Annotated in this window: 17 protein-coding genes; 5 read left to right on the top strand and 12 right to left on the bottom strand. The window is 71.6% G+C overall.

The window, feature by feature from the left end:
- Nucleotides 1–267 precede the first annotated feature (267 nt).
- Nucleotides 268–735: a hypothetical protein gene (locus tag WME96_RS46555; RefSeq protein WP_437287979.1), complete on the top strand. Its 468-nt coding sequence runs from the start codon at nt 268–270 to the stop codon at nt 733–735.
- Nucleotides 736–752: 17 nt separating this feature from the next.
- Here the strand turns inward: WME96_RS46555 and WME96_RS46550 are convergent, their stop codons facing one another.
- Genes WME96_RS46550 through WME96_RS46535 form a run of 4 tightly spaced genes read right to left on the bottom strand, consistent with a single transcriptional unit; the run spans nt 753 to nt 3545 of the window.
- Complete coding sequence (locus WME96_RS46550; protein WP_437287978.1) at nt 753–1913, bottom strand: NADH-quinone oxidoreductase subunit D; 1161 nt, start codon at nt 1911–1913, stop codon at nt 753–755.
- A complete protein-coding gene (locus tag WME96_RS46545; RefSeq protein ID WP_437287977.1) occupies nt 1910–2458 on the bottom strand; it encodes an NADH-quinone oxidoreductase subunit C in 549 nt (182 codons plus the stop codon). Before WME96_RS46545 ends, WME96_RS46550 begins: the two co-directional genes overlap by 4 nt.
- A gap of 29 nt (nt 2459–2487) precedes the next feature.
- Nucleotides 2488–3036: an NADH-quinone oxidoreductase subunit NuoB gene (gene nuoB, locus WME96_RS46540; RefSeq protein ID WP_081427129.1), complete on the bottom strand. Its 549-nt coding sequence runs from the start codon at nt 3034–3036 to the stop codon at nt 2488–2490.
- Nucleotides 3033–3545: an NADH-quinone oxidoreductase subunit A gene (locus tag WME96_RS46535; RefSeq protein ID WP_437287976.1), complete on the bottom strand. Its 513-nt coding sequence runs from the start codon at nt 3543–3545 to the stop codon at nt 3033–3035. Before WME96_RS46535 ends, nuoB begins: the two co-directional genes overlap by 4 nt.
- A gap of 302 nt (nt 3546–3847) precedes the next feature.
- Between WME96_RS46535 and WME96_RS46530 the strand changes: the two genes are divergently transcribed.
- Both WME96_RS46530 and WME96_RS46525 read left to right on the top strand, forming a co-directional pair.
- A complete protein-coding gene (locus tag WME96_RS46530; RefSeq protein WP_437287975.1) occupies nt 3848–4672 on the top strand; it encodes an undecaprenyl-diphosphate phosphatase in 825 nt (274 codons plus the stop codon).
- A 68-nt stretch (nt 4673–4740) separates the two neighbouring features.
- Nucleotides 4741–5886, top strand: a complete 1146-nt coding sequence (locus WME96_RS46525; RefSeq protein WP_437287974.1) for a mannose-1-phosphate guanylyltransferase — start codon at nt 4741–4743, stop codon at nt 5884–5886.
- A gap of 9 nt (nt 5887–5895) precedes the next feature.
- Here WME96_RS46525 and rsmI read toward each other — a convergent pair whose 3' ends face one another.
- Both rsmI and WME96_RS46515 read right to left on the bottom strand, forming a co-directional pair.
- Nucleotides 5896–6774 carry a 16S rRNA (cytidine(1402)-2'-O)-methyltransferase gene (gene rsmI / locus WME96_RS46520; RefSeq protein ID WP_437287973.1) on the bottom strand — a complete coding sequence of 293 codons (879 nt, stop codon included), beginning with the start codon at nt 6772–6774 and terminating at the stop codon, nt 5896–5898.
- Between the two features lie 3 nt (nt 6775–6777).
- Nucleotides 6778–8073, bottom strand: coding sequence for an RNA polymerase factor sigma-32 (locus WME96_RS46515; protein ID WP_437287972.1), 1296 nt, complete (start codon nt 8071–8073; stop codon nt 6778–6780).
- 246 nt (nt 8074–8319) lie between these two features.
- Here WME96_RS46515 and WME96_RS46510 point away from each other — a divergent pair, with 246 nt between their 5' ends.
- Both WME96_RS46510 and mutL read left to right on the top strand, forming a co-directional pair.
- Nucleotides 8320–8907, top strand: a complete 588-nt coding sequence (locus WME96_RS46510) for a hypothetical protein (RefSeq protein WP_437287971.1) — start codon at nt 8320–8322, stop codon at nt 8905–8907.
- Nucleotides 8904–11876, top strand: coding sequence for a DNA mismatch repair endonuclease MutL (gene mutL, locus WME96_RS46505; protein WP_437287970.1), 2973 nt, complete (start codon nt 8904–8906; stop codon nt 11874–11876). Before WME96_RS46510 ends, mutL begins: the two co-directional genes overlap by 4 nt.
- Before the next feature lie 17 nt (nt 11877–11893).
- On the opposite strand, the gene WME96_RS46500 is transcribed toward mutL, so the two are convergent.
- The 6 genes from WME96_RS46500 to WME96_RS46475 form a co-directional block, all read right to left on the bottom strand.
- Entirely contained in the window at nt 11894–12667 is a 774-nt protein-coding gene (locus tag WME96_RS46500) for a phytanoyl-CoA dioxygenase family protein (RefSeq protein ID WP_437287969.1), read from the bottom strand.
- 239 nt (nt 12668–12906) lie between these two features.
- Complete coding sequence (locus WME96_RS46495; RefSeq protein ID WP_437287968.1) at nt 12907–13584, bottom strand: hypothetical protein; 678 nt, start codon at nt 13582–13584, stop codon at nt 12907–12909.
- Nucleotides 13585–14072: 488 nt separating this feature from the next.
- Nucleotides 14073–15365, bottom strand: a complete 1293-nt coding sequence (locus WME96_RS46490) for a DUF1552 domain-containing protein (protein WP_437287967.1) — start codon at nt 15363–15365, stop codon at nt 14073–14075.
- A gap of 305 nt (nt 15366–15670) precedes the next feature.
- Nucleotides 15671–16981: a DUF1552 domain-containing protein gene (locus WME96_RS46485; protein WP_437287966.1), complete on the bottom strand. Its 1311-nt coding sequence runs from the start codon at nt 16979–16981 to the stop codon at nt 15671–15673.
- Nucleotides 16982–17033: 52 nt separating this feature from the next.
- Entirely contained in the window at nt 17034–18737 is a 1704-nt protein-coding gene (locus WME96_RS46480; RefSeq protein WP_437287965.1) for a DUF1592 domain-containing protein, read from the bottom strand.
- Between the two features lie 653 nt (nt 18738–19390).
- Nucleotides 19391–19933 carry an inorganic diphosphatase gene (locus WME96_RS46475; protein WP_012241655.1) on the bottom strand — a complete coding sequence of 181 codons (543 nt, stop codon included), beginning with the start codon at nt 19931–19933 and terminating at the stop codon, nt 19391–19393.
- Nucleotides 19934–19995: the final 62 nt, after the last annotated feature.

Genomic DNA, 19995 nt, shown 5'->3' with positions numbered 1-19995 from the left:
GGGAGCGGAGGCGCCGGGCCGGAGAGCGCCTCGGCCGCGCGCGGCGATGCTCGCGCCGGACGCGGCGGCGGCTTTTTGTTTCCAACTGGGAGCAAAATTCAACCGTGACCGTAGTATGTTCACTCCCCGCGCGTCTGCCCGGGGAACGATACAGCCGGCTCGCTTCCTTCGACGGAGCCGTCCTCGAGCGCCGCGCGGGTACGCTCAGGTGAGCAATCTCGATCAAGGAGAGCTTGAATGACACGGATGAAGCTTGTGGGGGTTCTGATGGCTGGTCTCGCGCTCGCGGCTTGCGGCGGCGACGACGACGGGGGCGACGAGGGCAACAGCGGAGGAGACCTCGACGGCAAGCAGCTCGGCAGCCTGACGGCCGAGGAGTCCCAGGCGGTGTGCCAGGATCTCGGTGCGTCGCTCACCGTCACGAAGGAAGACCTGTGCGAGGTCGCCGGCGCGTTCGCCAGCGCCTTCGGGGGTGCTGACTGCGAGGCCACCAAGGCAGAGTGTATGAGCGAGCCGGAGCAGCCCACGGAGGGCGGCGAGTGCGCCACCGCGGGCTTCGCGGACTGCACCGCCACGGTGGCGGAGTACAAGGCCTGCATGACGGCCCAGGTCGACGCCCTGAAGGCGATCACGTGCACAACGCCGCTCGACCCCTCCGGGGAGCCCCCGGCGGCGTGCGCGGCGCTCAGCGACAAATGCCCGGAGATCCTCGGCGGCCAGGCCGGGGGCACCTGAAGCCTCTCCTCACCCCGCTACCTGTCGATCTCGGGCGCGACGACATCGAAGCTCGCGATGAGCGCCACGAGGTCGGCCAGGAATAGACCGGGGCTCTTGGCCTCGATCATCCCCATCGCGGTGAAGCTCCCCGTCCGGAACCGCGCCCGGTACGCCTCCTCCGCGCCCCGCCCGATCACGTAACACCCCATGTCGCCGCGGGCGCTCTCGATGCGCGCGTAGGCCTCGCCGTCGGGCCTCATCTTCTTGGGCAGCTTGCCCAGGATGTCGTCCTCGGGGTGCTCGTCGATCTTCTCGAGCGCCTGGCGGAGGATCTTCGCCGACTCGCGGCACTCCTCGACCCGGACGTAGAACCGGTCCCAGCAGTCGCCCACGGTCCCGTAGCGGCCGCGGCCCACGGGGACGTCGAACTCGAGCTCCGGATAGACCGAGTAGGCGTCCTCCTTCCGGAGATCCCATTTCACGCCGGAGGCGCGCAGGTTCGGGCCGACGAGCCCCCAGTCCTTCGCCTCCTCGGCCGTGACGACGGCGACGTTCGCCAGCCGCTTGATGAAGATGTCGTTCAGGCTGATGAGCCGGTCGAACTCGACCATGATCGGCTCGAAGCCGTCGAGCCACCGCTTCACCTTGTCGGCCCACCCCTTCGGCATGTCGAACGAGACGCCGCCGATGCGGTGGTAATTGAAGGTGAGCCGCGCGCCGCACAGCTCCTCGATGAAGTCGTTGATGTGCTCGCGCTCGCGCAGCGCCCACGGGAAGGGGGTGACGGCGCCGACGTCCATCGCCATCGCGCCGAGCGCGATCATGTGGCTCCCGATCCGGTTGAGCTCGCAGGAGATGACGCGCAGGTACTGCGCCCGCTTCGGCACCTCGATGCCCATCAGCTTCTCGCAGGCGCTCGCCCAGGCCTCGTTGGCGAACATCGCCGCGATGTAGTCGACGCGATCGGTGTACGGCATGAAGCCGCTGTAGGTGCAGCGCTCGCCGATCTTCTCGATGCTCCGGTGCAGGTAGCCGACGTCCGGCACCGCCTTCCGGATGATCTCGCCGTCCGTGGAGATGACGAAGCGGAGCACTCCATGCGTGGACGGGTGATGAGGCCCCATGTTGAGGGTCATCTCGTCGTCCATCTCCTGCCCCGCGCCCCCGCGGTCGACGCTGAGGATGACCTGGCTCATGACGCGTCCGCTTCCTTCTTCGGGAGCTTGATCTTGAAGAGCTCGATCGGGTTCGGCCGCTGCGTCGGGATGCCGCGGTACTCCGCCTTCTCCTGCCAGTCCTTGCGCAGCGGGTGGCCCTCCCAGTCGTCGGGCAGGAGCAGGCGCCGGAGGTCCGGGTGCCCCTCGAAGCGCACCCCGAGCAGGTCGTAGCACTCGCGCTCTTGCCAGTTCGCGGCCGACCACACGTCGACCAGCGTCGGCACCGACGGGCTCTCGCGGTCGAGGAACGCCTTGAGGACGACGCGGTGCTTCTTCGCGTAGGAATAGATGTGATAGACGACGACGATCTTCTTGAGATCGGGATAGTCGACCCCCGTGATGCACTCCAGGTAATCGAAGGCGAGCTCCGGCGCCCCGCGCAGGTGCTGGCACACGGCGGCGATCTTCTCGGGCGCGACCTGGAACCAGGCGTCGCGGTCCTTCGCGGACACGGGGTGGAAGTCGAAGACCGCCTCTTCGCCGAGGCTCGCCTGTAGCGCCTGAAAGGTCTCTTCGGGTGTCATGAGGTGCCGGGGTGGCCAGGGTGGATGAATCAGCCGCCCGTCGCGCCGCGGCGGTCGAGGGCCCGCTCGCTCTTGATCTTCTCCTGGATCTTCAGGAGCCCTTCGAGGAGCGCCTCGGGGCGCGGGGGGCAGCCGGGCACGTAGACGTCGACCGGGATGATCTGATCCACGCCCTTGCAGACCGAGTACGCGTACTGAAAGAGGCCGCCGCAGTTCGAGCAGCTCCCCATCGAGATGACGAAGCGGGGCTCCGACATCTGGTCGTAGAGGCGCTTCACCCGGGTCGCCATCTTGTACGTCAGCGTCCCCGCGATGATGAACAGATCGCTCGACCGGGGGCTCGGCCGCGGGGCCGCGCCGAAGCGCTCGAGATCGCCGCGCGGGCCGCCGGTCTGCATCAGCTCGATGGCGCAGCAGGCCAGGCCGAAGAGCATGTACCAGACGCTGTTCGATCGCCCCCAGTTGAGCAGCCAGTTGACGGTCTGATCGACGCTCGTCGTGATGACGCCGCCGCCGTCGCTCTCGTACTTCGCTTCCCACCCGCGGGGCGGGGCCATCAGGTTCAGGTTCGATGTCATGACTCCGCACCTCCCTCGGCGACGGGCGCCCGCCCCGCGAGGCCTGCGGGCGCGACGCCGCTCGCGCTCGTCAGAGACGCGCGCGGCTGAGCCCGGCTGGTCACGTTCTGCGCCCCGCGCGGATCCCCCTTGATGGCGCGGATCCAGTTGAGATCGCCCTTCACGAGGACGTAGACGAAGCCGAGCATCAGGATGGCCACGAAGAGGAAGATCTCGATCAGCGCGAACAGCCCGCTGCCCTGGTCCACCCAGCGCTTGAACACGGCCGCGACCGGGTAGATGAAGGCGATCTCGACGTCGAAGACGATGTAGATGAGCGCGACGATGTAAAACCGCGGGTTGAAGTTGAACCACGCGGGCCCGACCGGCGCCTCCCCGCACTCGTACGTCTCGACCTTCTCGGCGTACGGGTTGCTCGGGCGCAGCAGCTTGCCGAACAGCAGAGAGCCGAGGACGAAGCCGATCGCCACCAGGAAGAACGCGGCAACGCTGGCATATGCCATCAACATCGAACGGAACCTCGCTCGGCTCGCCCTCCCCCGCCACGGGCGAGAGAGCGCCAGATCCAGGGGGTTATGTAGGTGAAAAGATGAACCGCGGCAAGCCGGCAAACCCTGAAGGGGCGGCGCTCTCAGCCGGCGCCTGCGCGCTGTTCCACGCTGTTTCCATGGTGTTCCGTGGGTCCGCGCTGTCCCTCGGTCCCTCGTGTTCCAGCGCCGCGCCGCGCTGCGGCGCGGCAACGCGGTGAGGCGACGCTCGAAGCCGCTGCTCGGGATCGACAGGACGCGTCGAGCTGGAGTATCGGTCGAGCGTGGGTCTCGTGGACGTCGCGGTGCTCGCGGCCGTCGAGGGGGCGGCGCTCGCGCTGCCCATCTCGGCGACCGGCCACGGCGCCGCGGCGCGCCTCTGGCTCCGCGCGGCCGACGGCGACGCGTGGCTCGCGGCCGCGGAGGCGCTCGCCGCGGCCGCGGCGCTCGCGCTCGCCGTGCGGCGGCGGCTCCGGGGCGCGCTCGCCGAGGGCGCACGGGCGCTCGCGCGGCCGTCGCTCTTCAGGACGTCGCCGCCGGCGCGCGACGCGGCGCTGCTCGCGCTGGGCGCCGCGGCGAGCCTGCTCGTGGCGGCGGCGCTCCGGCCGTACGTCGCGCGCTGGGCGGGCGCGCCGCTCGCGGTGGGGCTCGGCCTGCTCGCCACCGGCGCCGCGCTCGCGAGCACGGCGATCGCGCCGCGGCGCGGCGGTCGCGCGGGGACCGACGCGCCGCCCTTCGCCGGGATGATCGCGGCCGGCGCGGCGCACGGGCTCGCGGCGCTGCCGGGCGGATCGCGCGTCGGCGCGGCGCTCGTGCTGCTGCTCTGGCTCGGCGTCCGGCCGGCGCGCGCCGTCGAGATCGCGCTCGCGCTGAGCATCCCCGCGCTCGTCGTCTCGGGGCTCGCCGACGCGCGCGCGCTCGACGGCCCTTCGCCGGGGCCGGGCGCCGTGGCGCTGAGCCTCCTCGCTGCCTTCGTGGGCGCTGCGGCCGCAGCCGCCGCGCTCCGCGCGCTCGCCGAGCGGCGGCGCACCGCCGCGCTCGCGCTGTGGGTCATCCCGCTCGGCCTCGCGATGGTCGCCTACGCGCGGGCGCTGCCCGGCCCCTCCTGAGGAGGCCCTCTGCCATCGCGCCGCAACCGTGCCGTCATGTTCGACACTGTACCCCTCAACGATCGCCCATGAGCTCGACCGAGACCCCCGTCCATGTCCTGATCCTCGCCGGCGGCGCGGGCACGCGCTTCTGGCCGGCGTCGCGCGCCGCGCGCCCGAAGCAGCTCCTGCCCCTGCTCGGCGGCGAGCCGCTCATCACCGCCACGGCGCGCCGGGTGCTGCCGCTGTGCGCGCGCGGGGGGAGCGCCGGCTGGGAGCGCCTCTGGATCGCGACCGGCGAGCACCTCGTGGCGCCCACGCGCGCCGCGCTGCCGGACGTCTCCGAGCGGCGCCTGCTCGTCGAGCCGACGCCGCGCAACACAGCGCCGTGCATCGGCTGGGCGGCGACGACCATCGCGCGCGACGATCCCGACGCGATCGTGGTCGTGCTCCCGAGCGACCACCACATCGCCGACGTGCCGCGGTTCCTCGAGGTGCTGGAGGCCGCCGTCGCCTCGGCCCAGGGCGGCGCGATCACGACGATCGGCATCCGCCCGACGCACCCGGAGACGGGCTTCGGCTACATCGAGGCGGAGGAGGCGGCGGGCGCGGCGAGCGCGGCGCCCCGCAGGGTGCTGCGCTTCGTCGAGAAGCCGAGCCGGGAGCGCGCCGCGGAGTTCGTGGCGAGCGGCCGCTTCCTCTGGAACGCGGGGATGTTCATCTTCCGCGCGGGCGACATGCGGGCGGCGATCCGCGCCCACCTGCCCGCGCTCGCCGAGGGGCTCGACGAGATCGACCGCGCGGCCGCGCTGGGCGCCGCGGCCGAGGCGGAGGCCGTGCTGCGCGTGTTCCCGCGCCTGCCGGCCGTCAGCGTCGACCACGGCGTGATGGAGCACGTCGCCGGGCTCGCGGTGGTGCCTGGCGATTTCGGCTGGAGCGACCTCGGGAGCTGGCAGAGCGCCTGGGAGCTCGCCGAGAAGGACGAGCGAGGGAACAGCGCGCCCGCGGGGTCGGTCCTCGTCGACGCGCAGGGCAACTACCTGGTCGACCTGCGCGGGCGCGACGGCGGCGCGCGCGAGGAGATCGACAGCCGCGTGATCGCGCTCGTCGGCGTGGAGGGCCTCGTGGTGGTCGAGACCGACGACGCGCTGCTCATCGTGCCGCGCGACCGCGCGCAGGACGTGAAGCACGTGGTCGACGCCCTGAAGGCGCGAGGGCAGGGCCGGCACACGTGACCGCGTGATCTACTCGCGCGACCCGCCCCGCCGCGCCACCGCGCGCGCGTAGAGCTCCCTTCGCGGCAGGCCGAGCTCGACCGACAGCTCCTCGGCGATGTGCTTCGCCCGGCGCCCCTGCGCGAGCTCGCGATCGATCCGCGCGTCGATCGCCGCGTCGTCCAGCCCGGCGCCCGCGGCGGAGGGCTCGGCGGGCGCGAGCACGAGCGTGATCTCGCCGAGCCACTCCCGCTCGAGCGCCGCGAGCTCCTCCACCGTGCCGCCCAGGATCTCCTCGTGCACCTTCGTCAGCTCGCGCGCGACGACCGCGCGACGACCGCGCATCCGCTCGGCGAGATCCGCGAGCGTCTCGCGGAAGCGCCGCGGCGACTCGAACAGCACCACCGCCTCGGGCGTCGAGGTGACCAGCGCCAGCACCTCGCGCCGCTCGCGCCCGCCGCGGGGCAGGAACCCCACGAAGCGGAAGCCCCCCGTCACGAGCCCCGACGCGCTCACCGCCGCCATCACCGCGCTCGGCCCGGGGATCGCCACGACGCGCGCCCCCGCCTGCGTCGCCGCGCGCACGAGCGCCGTCCCCGGATCGCTCACGACCGGCGTGCCGGCGTCGGTCATGAACGCGATCGACTCGCCCGCCGCGAGCCGCGCGGCCGCCCGCGCCGCGTCCGCCTCCGACGCGTGCGCGTCGAACCGGTCGACCGGCTTGCCCGAGACGCCGAGGTGGCCGAGGAGCAGGCGGGCGCGCCGCGTGTCCTCCGCGAGGATCCGGTCCGCCGCCCGCAGCGTCTCGACCGCGCGCAGCGTGATGTCGCCGAGGTTGCCGATCGGCGTCGCGACCACGTAGAGGCACCCGCGGCCCGCCGCCCCACCCTGCTCGTCGCCGCTCGACAAGGCCTAATCCGCCTCGACGGCGTCCCCGAGCTCCTCCTGGAGGTACGTCCGCAGCTTCGACTGGAGCCGCGCCTCGAGCTGGCGCACGCGCTCGCGCGAGATGCCGAACTCGTTGCCGAGCTCCTGGAGCGTGAGCGGATCCTCCGCCGCCATCCGCTTGTCGAAGATGATCACGTCCTTGCCCTTCAGCGTCTCGCGGAACTTCGAGAGCCGATCGTGGACGAGCATGCCCATCTCGCTCGCCTCGAAGGCGCTGTCCGGGCTCGCCCCCGACGAGACGAGCATCTCCACGCGCGGGATCGAGCGGCCCTCGAGATCGCCGACCGGGGCGTCGAGCGACGCCTCGCCGCTCGAGAGGCGGCGGTCCATGTCGACCACCTCCTTCTCCTCGACCGACAGGCGCTTCGCGATCTCCGCCGCCGTGGGCTCGATGCCCATCGCCGACAGCTTCGCCTTCTCCTTGTTGAGGTTGAAGAAGAGCTTCCGCTGCGCCTGCGTCGTCCCGAGCTTCACCAGGCGCCAGTTGTTGAGGATGAAGCGGAGGATGTACGCGCGGATCCACCAGGCCGCGTAGGAGGAGAGCTTGACGCCGCGGTACGGGTCGTAGCGCTTCACGGCCTGCATCAGGCCGATGTTCCCCTCCTGGATGAGGTCCATGATGTTCTTGTAGGCGCGCCGGTACTCGTACGCGAGCTTCACCACGAGCCGCAGGTTCGCCGTCACGAGCCGCGCGGCGGTCGCGACGTCCTGCGTCTTCGCGTACTTGACCGTCAGCTCCTTCTCCTCTTCGGGCGTGAGCAGCCGGTGCCGCTGCACCTCGCGCAGGTAGGCCTGCAGCGGGTCGGTGCGCGACAGCGCCGCGTCGCTGCTGCCGCGGCCCTCGCTGGCGCCGAGCCGCGCGGAGCGCGGGATCTCGATGTCGTTCAGGTCGACGTTCGCGTCGTCGATGACCTCGCCGACGACCTCCACGACGTCGCCCTCGTCGACGTCGCCCTTCTCGGCGCTGCTCTCGGGCGCGGCGTCCGCGTCGTCGTCGTCCTCGCGCGCGCCGTCGTCGTCGCCGGCCGCGGGCTGCAGCTCGCCGCCGCGCGCGCGCCCCGCGGCCTTCGCGGAGGGGCGCTCGCGGCGCTTCAAGGCCGGCCGGGGGGCCGCGCCGTCCGCCTCACCCGTGTCGGGCAGGACGTCCGCCGCCGCGTCCTCCGACCCGGATCGAGGGCCCGCCTTCGCCGTGCCCTCGGGCTGCGGCGCACCGGCCCCCTTCGTTCGCTTCGCTCGCGGCTCGCTCTTGCTCTTCGCCACCCGGACCTCGTCTCGAAGTTCTAGTACAGCCCCGCCGCGTCGCGCCACCTGCGCCGGCGCGCAGTCGACACGGCCGCCCCGCGACCCGAGGCTACCCGCCCCGCAATCTACGGGAAGGCCGCGGGGAAAGGCGGGTCAGGAAGAGAGCGCGCGAGATCGGAGAACGTGCTACACGGCAGCCGTCACGTGGACTCGCACCGACCTCCGCGCCCGCGCTCGCTGCGCCCCTGGTACCTGGTGGCCACCATGCTGCTCACCTGGATCATCGGCGTCCGCGGGTTCATGGCCGGGTGCGGGACGGCCACGTACCTGCGCGGCGGCATGGCCCCCGACGTCATGGTCGTGGCCGAGCAGGCGCGCGACCAGGGGGATCCGTTCCAGTTCACGTTCGTCGTGCTCGAGGCCGCCCAGGCGCGCGCCATGAGCCTGCACCAGGACGTCTCCTTCCCGCTCAGCGTCGGGAAGGTGATCCTCGGCGGGCTGCTGGTCATCGCGAGCGGGCTGGCGCTCGGCGGGCGGCCCGGCACACGCGGCTTCGTGCTCCAGGTCCTGGCCGCCAACCTGGCCTTCGCCACGGTCGAGTACGCGCTCACCCGGGACATCCGCGGCGCCTGGATCGACATGGTGGCGCAGGCGGGAGCGCTGCTGCCGCCGGACGTCCCCGAGCGCTCGAGCCTGACGAACCCGAGCCTCTGGTGGACCGCCGAGCGGGTGCGCTTCGCCTTCTTCGAGCTCGCCATCCTCGGCGCCGCCGCGCTTGCGATGACGCGGGAGCGCACCAAGCTCTACTTCCAGGCGGTCGCCCGGACGGTCGACCCCGGCGACGAGCCATGAGCACCGCGGAGAGGATCGCCGGCGCGGATCCTCGATCGAAGCCCGCCCAGCCCGACGAGCGGAGGGTCGCCGTCCTCCCGGACGACCTCGCCAACCAGATCGCGGCGGGCGAGGTGGTCGAGCGGCCGGCGAGCGTGGTGAAGGAGCTCGTCGAGAACGCGCTCGACGCGGGCGCGCGCCGCGTCCGGGTCGACATCGAGGGCGGCGGCGTCGGCCTGGTGCGCATCGCCGACGACGGGTGCGGCATGAGCCGCGAGGACGCGTCGCTCGCGGTGGTGCGCCACGCGACGAGCAAGATCGCCCGGCTCGACGATCTCCGCTGCATCCAGAGCTTCGGCTTCCGCGGCGAGGCGCTCCCGAGCATCGCCTCGGTCAGCCGCTTCTCGCTGCGGACGCGGCGCGACGGCGAGCCCGAGGGGACGGAGATCCGCATCGAGGGCGGCGGCCCGGCGCAGGCGATGCCTTGCGGGTGCGCCGCGGGCACCGTGGTGGAGGTGCGCGACCTCTTCTACAACGTCCCCGCACGGCGGAAGTTCCTGCGCGCGGTCGGGACCGAGTCGGCGCACGTGACCGAGATCGCGCAGGCGATCGCGCTCGGCGAGCCGGGCGTGACGCTGGTCCTGTCGCGCGACGGCCGCGTCGCGCGGGAGTGGCTGCGCACGACGAGCCGCGCGGAGCGGGTGCGCACGATGCTCGCGGGCGAGGAGCTCGCGACGTGCGCGGGACAGCGGGGGCCGCTCACGGTCGAGGCGTTCGTTTCGCGGCCGGAGCGCGCGCGCTCGGGCGCCGGCTGGCTGTGGATGTTCGTCAACGGCCGGCACGTGCGCGACCGCTCGCTGGCGCGCTCGATCGCGCTCGCCTACGGCAGCGTCCTCGAGCCGGGCCGGTACCCGATCGGCGCGGTGTTCATCGATCTGCCCGCCGAGCTCGTGGACGTGAACGTCCATCCGCAGAAGGCCGAGGTCCGCTTCGCGGACGGCCGCGCGGTCGCCGACGCGATCTACAAGATCGTCGCCGCGCAGGTGGCCGCAGCGTTCGGCCTGCCCGCGCCGTCCCCCGGCGGCTTCCAGGGCCGCAAGGGCAAGCTCTTCGAGGACGCGGCGCCGCCGCCCGGCGACGCCTGGGTCTGGTCGAGCGGCCCCGCCGCCGAGCCGACCGCGGCGGGCGCCTCGAGCGAGCGGCAGGGGCCGCCGGGCGAGCGGCAGGAGACGCCGGCCGATCCGTGGGGCCTCGGCGGCGACCTCGTCGGGATCCCGCCCGCGCGCCCGGAGGCGGCGCGACCTGCGGCCGCGCCGGCGCCCGGTCCGGAAGCGCCGTTGTTCGCGGGCGCGTGGGGCGACGTCGCGCCGCCGCCATCGCCCGGCGAGCCGGCGGCCGTGCCAGGGGCGCCGCCCCTCCCCTACCCGACCGGCAGCGGGCCCGTGCTCGCCGCGGCCGAGCGGACGCTCGCCTGGCGGTCGCTGCGCTTCCTCGCCCAGGTGCGCAACACCTACTTCGTGTGCGAGGGGCCGGACGGGATCTACTTCCTCGACCAGCACGCGGCGGCGGAGCGCGTGACGTTCCACCGGCTGCGCGCGTCGTACGACGGCCGCGACGTCGCCACGCAGAAGCTCCTCTTCCCGGTGGTCATCCCGGCGGCGCCCGCGGAGGTGTCGCTTGTCGAGGAGGCGCAGGAGGCGATCGCGCGGCTCGGGCTCGACGTCCGCGCGGCGGGCGCGGCGCAGCTCGCGGTGCACGCGGTGCCGACGCTGCTCCGCCGCGCGGCGCCCGAGCGCCTCGTGCGCGACCTCGTGGACGAGCTGAGCCACGCGGGCGAGCGCGCGTTCTCCGGCGCGGTGGACCTCGCGCTGGCGACCATGGCCTGCCACGGCTCGCTGCGCGCGGGCGATCCGGTGGCGCCGGAGGAGGCGCGCGCTGCTCACGGCGCTCGACGAGGTCGACTTCGCCGGCCACTGCCCGCACGGACGGCCCATCGTGATGCGCGTCGGCTGGCCGGAGCTGGAGCACCGCGTGGGGAGGCGGTGACCGAGGCGGCGGACGAGGCCGCTCCGGAGGCGAGCGCGGCCGCCGCGCCGCCGTCGTGGGAGACGATCGCGCCGCCGGCGCCGGGCGAGCTGCTCGTCGTTGTCGGCCCGACGGCGAGCGGCAAGACGGAGCTCGCCATCCGGCTCGCGGAGCGCCTCGGCGGCGAGGTGGTGAGCGCCGACAGCGTGCAGATCTACCGCGAGTTCGACCTCGGCTCGGGGAAGCCGACGCCGGCCGAGCGCGCACGCGCGGCGCACCACCTGGTCGACGTGGCCGATCCGCTGGAGGCGATCGACGCCCAGCGCTTCGCGGAGCTCGCGGAGGCGGCGATCGCCGACATCCGCGGCCGCGGCCGGATCCCGATCGTCTGCGGCGGCACGTTCCTCTGGGTGAAGGCGCTGCTCTTCGGCCTGTCGCCCGCGCCGCCGGCCGACGTCGAGGTGCGCGCGCGCCACCGCGCGATCGCCGACGCAGAGGGGCGCGCCGCGCTCCACGCGCGCCTCGCCGAGGTGGATCCGGAGAGCGCGGCCCGGCTCGCGCCGAACGATCTCGTGCGCGTGAGCCGGGCGCTCGAGATCTACGAGCGCTCGGGCCGGACACAGAGCGCGTGGCACGCCGAGCACGGCTTCCGGGAGCGCCGGCACGCCGCGCGCCTGCTCGCGGTGCACCGCGACCGCGCCGAGCTCGACCGCCGCATCGAGGCGCGGGTCGCCGCGTGGCTGGAGCAGGGCTGGGCGGACGAGGTCCGCGCGCTGCTGGCCCGCGGCTACGGCGACGCGCGGGCGATGGGCTCCGTCGGCTACAAGCAGGTGCGGGAGCACCTGGAGGGGCGCCTGCCGGCCGAGGAGCTCGCCCCCGCCATCGTGCGCGCCACGCGCATCTTCGTGCGGCGGCAGCGAACCTGGTTGAGGGACCAGGCGGTCGCGCACGTCGCGCTCACGTGACCGGGCGGCGGCGCGGGTCAGTAGGCGAAGGCCTGGTACACCTCGGTCTCGTCCGGCACGTCGAGCGAGTCGACGACCGGGTTGAAGCGGAGCATCCGCTTCGCGCGCTCCGAGAGCTGGGCGAGGCTCTCGCGGGGCACCCGGATCGAGACCTCCGGCCGGAAGAGCCAGCGGCGGCTGTACCCGATCACCACCATCGGCCGGGGCTCGCGCGTGCGGTTCGGGGTACCGCGGTGCAGGCCGCGGACGTCGCGGACCATGACGTCGCCGAGCTCCATGGTCACCGGCTCCAGCGCGACCTCCCCCATCTCCAGGCGCCGCATGCCTTCCGCCTTGGAGAGCATGTGCGTGCCGCGGGCGATCTCGATCGGGCCGTTCTCGGCGGTGATGTCGACCAGCGGGAAATTGACGGCGAGCTGGAACGCAGGCGTCTCTCTCCCGGTCTCGGGGAAGAGCGGCGGTGTGTCGCGGTGGACATCCTGGTAGTCGGACCCGAGGAGCGGAGTATCGGTCGCGAGCTGGACCATGGTCATGTCGGCCCCGACCAGGCGCTCGACCACGCCGAGGATGGTCTCCTCCTCGTAGATGCGCGGCTCCGCGAAGGGGGCCTTGAACGGGAGCGTCACGTAATAGCGACCGGGCCCCCGGTTCTTGAGGTGCCCCTCGCGCTCGATGTGCGCGTCGAGGAGCGGAGTGAAGGCCTCACGCCACGAGCGCAGAAGGCTCTTCGGGATGAGGTTCTTTATCAGACAGTACCCATCGCGCTGCGCTGCGTGGGCAAGCTCATCCATCTGGGCGCTCGTGTGGCGGGCGTGGCTCATAGCTCGGCGCCAAGCTTGGTCGGCGTCGACCGGAGTCGTCAAGCTCAGCGCTTGCGCTCTGTCGATTCATCATGACGCCACCTTCTCCGGAATCGTCGCCTCCGGAAGAGAAAGCACCCCTCCAGCTATTTGGCCCACGCGATCGCGGCAGGTGAACAAGCGAGCTCAGGCGATTCTTGCCTGCCCCCGTGGTGCTGGGCTCCTCGACATCAGCGCGCTCTCCACCTGACCTCGCCGTCGCAGCGCGGACAGCCGGCGCTGCGCGGCCGCGCCTCCTGCGTGAACGCGACGCGGCCGCAGCCGGTGCACACGGTCATGTGGCTCCGGTAGAGATCCGCGTCGGAGAGGATCTCGGCGGCGAAGAGGCTGAGCACGATGTCGCTGAGGAGGTCGCTCTCGCGCGGCGCCGGCAGCCAGCCCGAGCGACCGCCCACCACGGTCCATCGCACGCGCGCGCTGTACAGCGCCGCGCGGAGGAACCCGCCGTCGGGGTTCGGCGCCACGAAGTCGAGCAGCGCGAGCGCCACGCGTTCGCGCGCCCGCGCGGTGAGCGCCGCGACCTCCCGGTGCCGCTCGTCGAGCCCGCAGAGCTCCAGCGTGTCCGCGCCCGGCTCGCGCAGCGCGCGCGGGGCCCGCATCCAGCCGGGCGCGACCACGTGCTCGAGCAGCCACGCCGCGAGCTCGTGGGGCTCCCACGGGCGGGTCGTGACCTGCATGAACTGGAGCGCCCCGGCCAGGCTGGGGCTCGCGAGCATGCGCGCGCGCAACGCGACGAACGAGCTGGCCCGTCCCGCATCGGATCGAGAGCCCCGATCGAGCATGTCGCTCCGGACGGAGCGGCTCGCCGGCCGGAGGCTGTCCATCGCGATCTTCAGCGAATTGCTCATAAATTCCATGGGGGGTTCCGTCCCGCCGTGCGCCGCGGGGAGCGGCCGGTCGCCGGCGATGTGCGGAGCGGTAAGCGCCCCGCGTGCCAGCCAGGAAATGAGGCAGAATCCCGCCACATGGTGCGGACGCGCGCTGGATCCGCGCAGCCGTCGCGACACCCCGAAACCCGCTGAGGTCTTGAGGCCGCTGCCCAGCGCGCGCGGTTGCTGCGTCCAGGCATCGGGCCGCCGGAGCGCCCTCGGCCCCGGCGCGCGCCGAGCGCCCCGTGCTCACGGCCGGGTCGGTGAGGGGTCGTTCTTGCGCACTCGCCCGCCGCGAGCGGACGCGCGTATGCCCGCGGCGAACACGATGTCAGCGCGCGCCGAGCACGACGTGGGCCATCGCGCCGGCGGCGGGGCGCGGTGGCCGCGGGGCATCGGCGGCGCTGGCGGACCGCTGGGACGTCGGCGCGGAGCTCTGGAGGTGAGGTTGGAGAGAGCGAATCCGATCAGCTCGCCGCCAGGCCCGGGAGCGGCGACTTGGACGGCAGGTTCGGATCGCCGAAGCCGGCGAAGTTGGTGACGCCCATCGCGTCGCACAGGCTGAGCAGCACGCGCTCGTGCCTGTCGGAGCTGCGCACGTACCGGCCGCCGGGGCTCGTCTTCAGGTAGCCGCCATCGCCGCTCGCCAGGACGAACTTCATCTCGTTCATGTTGTGATTCGGCGAGTCGCCCATGTCGCGGCACCACGCGATGAGCGTGTTGTCGAACAGCGTCCCCGAGCCGTCGGCCTCGGGGATCGCCTTCAGCTTCGTGATGAGGTCGACGAACCGCTGCGCCAGCCACTTCTCCAGCTTGATCAGGTCGAGGTGCGCAGGAGCGCCGGTGTGGATCATGGAGCCGTGCTCCTCGCCCCGGAGCCCGATCTCCGGGAGCTCGACGTTCATGGCCTGATCCGAGCCCCACTGGATCGCGGCGACCCGCGTGATGTCGCACGCGAATGCGCCGACGATGAGATCCATGTGCGCGAGGTTTGCCTGCAGCGGGTTGGCCGGATCGGTGGCCGTCTTCGTGGGTGGCGCGCAGCCGCCGCCTTCGCCGGACGACGCGTTCGACAGCCGCGTCTCGATCTGCCGGATCGACTCGAGGTGCAGATCGAGCTTGTACTTCTGCTCGGAGGCGAGATCCCCCTTGAGCGTATTGATCTCGTTCTTGAGGTGATCGAGGACGCTCTTGCGGCGGCGCAGCAGGTCGTCCGACGAGGTGTTCGCCGGGACCGCCGAGCCGAACAGGGTGGAGTACGCGGACGTGGGGGACGCGATGGTCGGCAGGTTGTCCGCGCGATAGTACGGCGACCTCCCGCCGCTCACCGTGCTCTCCGCGCCGAGCAGGAGCGAGGCGATCGGCGTCTTCACCCCGGCGGCGACCAGCTTGTCCGCGATGAACTGATCGACGGAGATCAGCCCTGCCGGGCCTCCGCCGAAGCCGAGCCCGGTGAGGCCGTCCGGCGCGCCGTGGTTGTTGCCGGGGTTCCCGCTGGGCAGTCCGTCGACGAGCACGACGTGCTGCTTCACGTCGGCGAGCGGCGACGTGGACTCGCTGAACGTGGGCGTCTCGCCGGAGACGCTCGTCGGCTTCCAGATCTGGGTCGCGGTCCCCATCGTGCAGAACAGGAGGAGCCGCTTGGCCTTCCGCCCGGGCGCCGCTTCGGCGATCGAGTCGAGGAAGGGCGCGAGCAGGAAGCCGGCCCCGACGCTGGCCGTCAGGCCCTTGAGAAACTCTCTACGACGATGGCTGCGCATGACCGACCCTTTCCCTCGCTCACCGATCTTCTGCAGACCGCAGCCGTGGAGCTCGCGGTCCTCGATCTCCATGCGCGCGACGCGTCGCCGCGTCGCCGCGGGCCACGCGTTCTCGACGGCGAACGCTGTCGCTTCGTCCGGCTTCAGGACGCGTCGTGCTTGAACTTCGTGCGGCCCGCGTCGACGGGCCAGAGCGCTCGGCGATCCGCCCGCGGACCGCGGGCGTCGATCGGCAGCGCGCGCCGGCGGAGCTCACCGCGACAGGCGCGTGGGGGCGCGCCTGTCGCGGCGAGGGCCCCGCTGGCTCAGGTCGCGGCGAGGCCTGGGAGCGGCGACTTGGCGCCGAGGCCCGGATCGCCGAAGCCGGCGTAGTCCGTGACGCCCATCGCGTCGCACAGGCTGAGCAGCACGCGCTCGTGCCGCTCCTTGCTCGTGATGAACCGGCCGCCCGGGGCCGTCTTCAGGTAGCCGCCCGTGCCGCTCGCCAGGACGAACTTCATCTCGTTCTGGGTGTGGGCCGGCGCGTCGCCCATGTCGCGGCACCAGGCGACCAGCGTGTTGTCGAGGAGCGTGCCGGAGCCGTCCGCCTCGGGGAGCGACTTCAGCTTCTTGATGACGCCGACGAACTGCTCGTGCAGCCACTTCTCGAGCTTGATCAGCTTCACGTGCCCGGGGTCGTAGCCGTGGATCAGGCCGTTGTGCTCCTCGTCGGCGAGGCCGATGTCCGGCAGGTTCACGTTCATCGCCTGATCGGAGCCCCACTGGATCGACGCCACCCGGGTGATGTCGCACGCGAAGGCGCCGACGATGATGTCCAGGTGGAGCTGGTTGGCCTTCATGGCGTTGGACATGTCGCCGGCGGGCGACGTCGGGGCGGTGCAGGCGCCGCCGGAGCCGCCCCCGTTCATCGAGCCCGAGAGCCGCTGCTCGATCTGGCGGATCGACTCGAGGTGCAGATCCAGCTTGACCTTCTGCTCCGCGCCCAGGTCCCCCTTGAGCGTCGTGATCTCGCGCGTGAGGTGGTCGAGCACGCTCTTGCGGCGGCGGAGCTGGTCCTCGGCGGAGGTGTTCGAGGTCGGGTTGGTCGGCGCCGCCCCCGTGAACACCGTGGTGTAAGCCGACATGGGGGAGGCGATGGGCGCCAGGTTGCTCCCCTTGTAGAACCCCGTCTTGCCGCCGCCGGTGTCCGCGCCGAGCAGGAGCGAGGGGATGGGCGTCGCCAGTGTCCCGGCGGCCTTCAGCTTCTCCACGATGAACTGATCGACCGAGATCAGCCCGTAGGGGCCGCTGGCCGAGTAGCCCATCCCGGTGAGGCCGTCGGCCGAACCGTGGTTGTTGCCGGGGCTCGCGCTGGGGAGGCCGTCCAGCATCACGATGTGCTCCTTCACGTCCGCGAGCGGCGAGGTCGCCTCGCTGAACGTGGGGGTCTCACCGGAGACGCTGGTGGGCTTCCAGATCTCGGGCGCCGTACCCATGGTGAAGAACACCAGGAGCCGCTTCGGCTTCTTCCCGGGAGCTGCGTTGGCGATCGAATCATAGAAGGGGGAGAACAGCAGGCTCGCCCCCAGGCTGGCACCGACACCCTTGAGAAAATTCCTACGACTGTGGCTGCGCATGACCGATCCTTTCACTCGCTACCGCTCTTCTGGTGGGTTGCAGCCGTGGGGGTCACGGGCCTTGAACTCTACGGGTGAAGTGCGGCGCGCGCGTCAGCGCGAGCCACACGCTCTTGATGCGGAAGTCATCGGCCGCCGCTTCCTGCTGGACCTTCTCGTACGTGCAGCCGTCCTGCTCCCAGGTGTCGCCGAACGCGTAGTACGACCAGTAACGGACCATGCACTCCTTGACGTCCTCGCTCGCAGCGAGGTAGTCGGCCAGCTCGGTCACGCCGTCGAAGCCGAAGTTCTCGCCCGCGGGCGGCGCGAAGACCGTGCCGGTCGCGTCGATGGGGAGCCCGGACTCCTCGTTCCGCCACCGACCGAACGTGTCGTAGTGCTCGAAGCCGAAGCCGATCGGGTCCATGAACTGGTGGCAGCCGTTGCAGGCCTGGTCCGAGACGTGCTGCGTGAGACTCATGCGCGTGGTCGCCGGGCCCTCCAGGGGTTTGATGTTCGGGTCGACGCCGGGCGGCGGGGGCTGGAGCGGCTGGCAGAGGAGACGGGTGCGGACCATCTTGCCGCGCTGGGTGGGCGAGGACAGCTTCGCGCCGCCGTGCCCGGTCAGGAAGCTGCCGTGGGCCAGGAGGCCGCGATCGCGCTGCCCGGGGGAGATCGTCACCCTCGTCAGCTCGGTGCCGCCGGCGCCGCCGAGGCCGTAGTGCGTGGCCAGGCTGCTGTTGACGAACGTGTAGTCCGCCTGCAGGAGGTTGGAGAACGTGCCGTTCTGGGTGAACGCAGCGTCCACGATGAGCGCCTGCGTCTCGGCCATCATGTCCCTGCGCAGCTCGTCGCTGAGGTTGAAGACCGTGTTGTCCTTCACCGCGGAGACCAGGCGGTTGAGCTGGAGCCAGCCGCGCATGAACCGCATCATCTCTGCCTCGGCGAGCGGACGGGTCGACGGATCCTCCAGGATGCGCAGCGCGTGCTGGGAGATCTGGTCGCTGGTCAGCGAGATGCCCTGTGCGGCGGCCTCGTCGGCGGCCTGCAGCAGCGCCTCGTCCGGCATGGTCCCGGTCAGCAGGTACGACAGGTTGCTCGCGACCTCGTGCGGGGTGAGCTCGTAGATGCCGCCGCCGACGTCTCGGCCGATCTCGTGGCGATACAGGAAGTACGGCGACTGCAGCATGGCGCTCACGACCACCTTGGCGCCGTCCTCGAACGTATCCTCCGCGTCGAACAGGGCGTCGTAGGACGCGAAGCGGTCGTCCGAGAGCGGCTCGCGGAACACGCGGCGGCCGAAGCTGCGGATGAACTGGCCGCGGCAAGCCGCGTCATCCGTCGTGCAGTTGGTGAGGGTGCTGAGCTTGTTCGTCACCGCCCACTCCGCGGTCTGCTCGGCCCAGTCCATGACCTGCTGGGCGGTCAGGTCGCGGATCACGAGCGCGTTCGCGTCGGCCGTGAACCCGAGCACCTGCGGATCGTTGAAGATGCTCGGGAGAGCGACGCTCGGATCCCGGAAGAGATCGCGGACGGTGGCCTCGAACTGGTCCACCGTCAGGCGCCGCACCACGCGCGGGCCGGGGGTGCTCAGGTCCGCGGCCTCGCACTCCGACACCTCGGGGATGGCGTGGGGCTGCTCCGGCTGCTCGCCGGGCGGCGTGCCATCCGGGTTGCTGGGGTCGCCGCTGCTGCTGCTGCCTTCGTCGGAGGGTGTGCCGTCCGCGTTGCCCAGGTTGCCCAGGCAACCGAGCGGGCCGGCGAGGAGAAGTGCCACTGCGGAGTAGCGGCGACACGCCTTCGCCGAAACTAAGCTATTAAGCGTGCTCATCATTGCTTGAGAAAAGCTGATGTCTCTCATGTTGTCAAGCCCCGATCAAGCTGTGTCGCCTCTGGATATCGACTCTGCCCACGCTGACTGCTCTGCTTACCCTACCGGATCCATCCACTCACCCCGACTGCGATTCATCGACTTTTCGCCAGCGGCTCTCAGCGCCTTTCAGCGCATCTCAGCGCCGCTGTCCGCGTCCGGGCCCTCGCCCGCATCGTCATGGGTCGTCATCGGTCAAGCTCGGACGCACCGCGTCGAGCTGACGCACGATGCGGTGCGCCATGCAGGCGAGCTCGGCTCGCCCTCGATGCCGTGGCAAGGTCGGACCCTCGGCTCGTACAGCGCGTTTCCACCTCGAGGCGCGAGGCGAGCCGCTGAGCGAGCGCCTCCATCTCCGTGAGCGTCGAAGCGCGGTCCATACCAAGGACTAAGCAAGCGGTATGCCGCGTGTTTCACCGGGATTGCCGGGGTGCCCAGTGCCGTTTTCTTGATTTTTTCGGCCACCGGCGAGTGGTGGACGCGAAACAGTCCAGGAAGCGCGATCCACCTGATCCGCGATCCATCGAGGCTTTTGTGGGCATCCCCCCCGGACGCCGCCGTCAGCCCTTGGACCAGGCGCTGATCGACCGGTAGCTCGCGACGGACTCCTCGATGACCTCCAGCGCGCGGTTCCGGTCGTACATCGTATCCACCTCGGCGAGCTTGTTCTCCAGCGTCTTGTAGTCGATGAAGAACCGCATGAGCTCCTTGGTCACGTGCGGGGGCAGCTCTTCGTGCGTGAGGTAGTGGGCCACCGAGGGGTCATCGACGGCGACGGCGATGATCTTGTCGTCGACGCCCTTGTCGTCGCGCATGAAGAAGCCGCCGATCGCGCGCGCCCTCACGATCGTGAGCGGCACCACGGGCTCCTGCATCAGGACGAGCACGTCGAGGGGGTCGCCGTCGCCTGCGTGCGTCTGGGGGATGAAGCCGTAGTTGGCCGGGTAATGCACGGACGAGTAGAGCACGCGATCGAGCATCAGGAGCCCGGTCTTCTTGTCGAGCTCATACTTGCACTTCGATCCCTTCGGGATCTCGATGACGACGGGGAAGAAGTCGTGTCGGCTGTCGGGGAGCAGGATGTCGTGCAGCGGATGGGTCATTGAAGCGTCCTGGGGCTGTCGCCCCGCCCGGGACGGGGCGAGGGGGCGCGCAGGATAGCAGA

The sequence above is a fragment of the Sorangium sp. So ce406 genome (assembly GCF_051474675.1).
In the GTDB taxonomy this organism is placed as follows: domain Bacteria; phylum Myxococcota_A; class Polyangia; order Polyangiales; family Polyangiaceae; genus Sorangium; species Sorangium cellulosum_G.
This window is presented reverse-complemented; position numbering and strand designations above follow the sequence as displayed.

Coding starts and splice junctions, on each gene's coding strand:
- WME96_RS46525 (WP_437287974.1), top strand. CDS start 4,741: ATGAGCTCGACCGAGACCCCCGTCCATGTCCTGATCCTCGCCGGCGGC.
- WME96_RS46485 (WP_437287966.1), bottom strand. CDS start 16,981: ATGCGCAGCCACAGTCGTAGGAATTTTCTCAAGGGTGTCGGTGCCAGC.
- WME96_RS46510 (WP_437287971.1), top strand. CDS start 8,320: ATGCTGCTCACCTGGATCATCGGCGTCCGCGGGTTCATGGCCGGGTGC.
- nuoB (WP_081427129.1), bottom strand. CDS start 3,036: ATGACATCGAACCTGAACCTGATGGCCCCGCCCCGCGGGTGGGAAGCG.
- WME96_RS46495 (WP_437287968.1), bottom strand. CDS start 13,584: ATGAGCAATTCGCTGAAGATCGCGATGGACAGCCTCCGGCCGGCGAGC.
- WME96_RS46535 (WP_437287976.1), bottom strand. CDS start 3,545: ATGTTGATGGCATATGCCAGCGTTGCCGCGTTCTTCCTGGTGGCGATC.
- WME96_RS46490 (WP_437287967.1), bottom strand. CDS start 15,365: ATGCGCAGCCATCGTCGTAGAGAGTTTCTCAAGGGCCTGACGGCCAGC.
- mutL (WP_437287970.1), top strand. CDS start 8,904: ATGAGCACCGCGGAGAGGATCGCCGGCGCGGATCCTCGATCGAAGCCC.
- WME96_RS46555 (WP_437287979.1), top strand. CDS start 268: ATGGCTGGTCTCGCGCTCGCGGCTTGCGGCGGCGACGACGACGGGGGC.
- WME96_RS46550 (WP_437287978.1), bottom strand. CDS start 1,913: ATGAGCCAGGTCATCCTCAGCGTCGACCGCGGGGGCGCGGGGCAGGAG.
- WME96_RS46545 (WP_437287977.1), bottom strand. CDS start 2,458: ATGACACCCGAAGAGACCTTTCAGGCGCTACAGGCGAGCCTCGGCGAA.
- WME96_RS46475 (WP_012241655.1), bottom strand. CDS start 19,933: ATGACCCATCCGCTGCACGACATCCTGCTCCCCGACAGCCGACACGAC.
- WME96_RS46500 (WP_437287969.1), bottom strand. CDS start 12,667: ATGGATGAGCTTGCCCACGCAGCGCAGCGCGATGGGTACTGTCTGATA.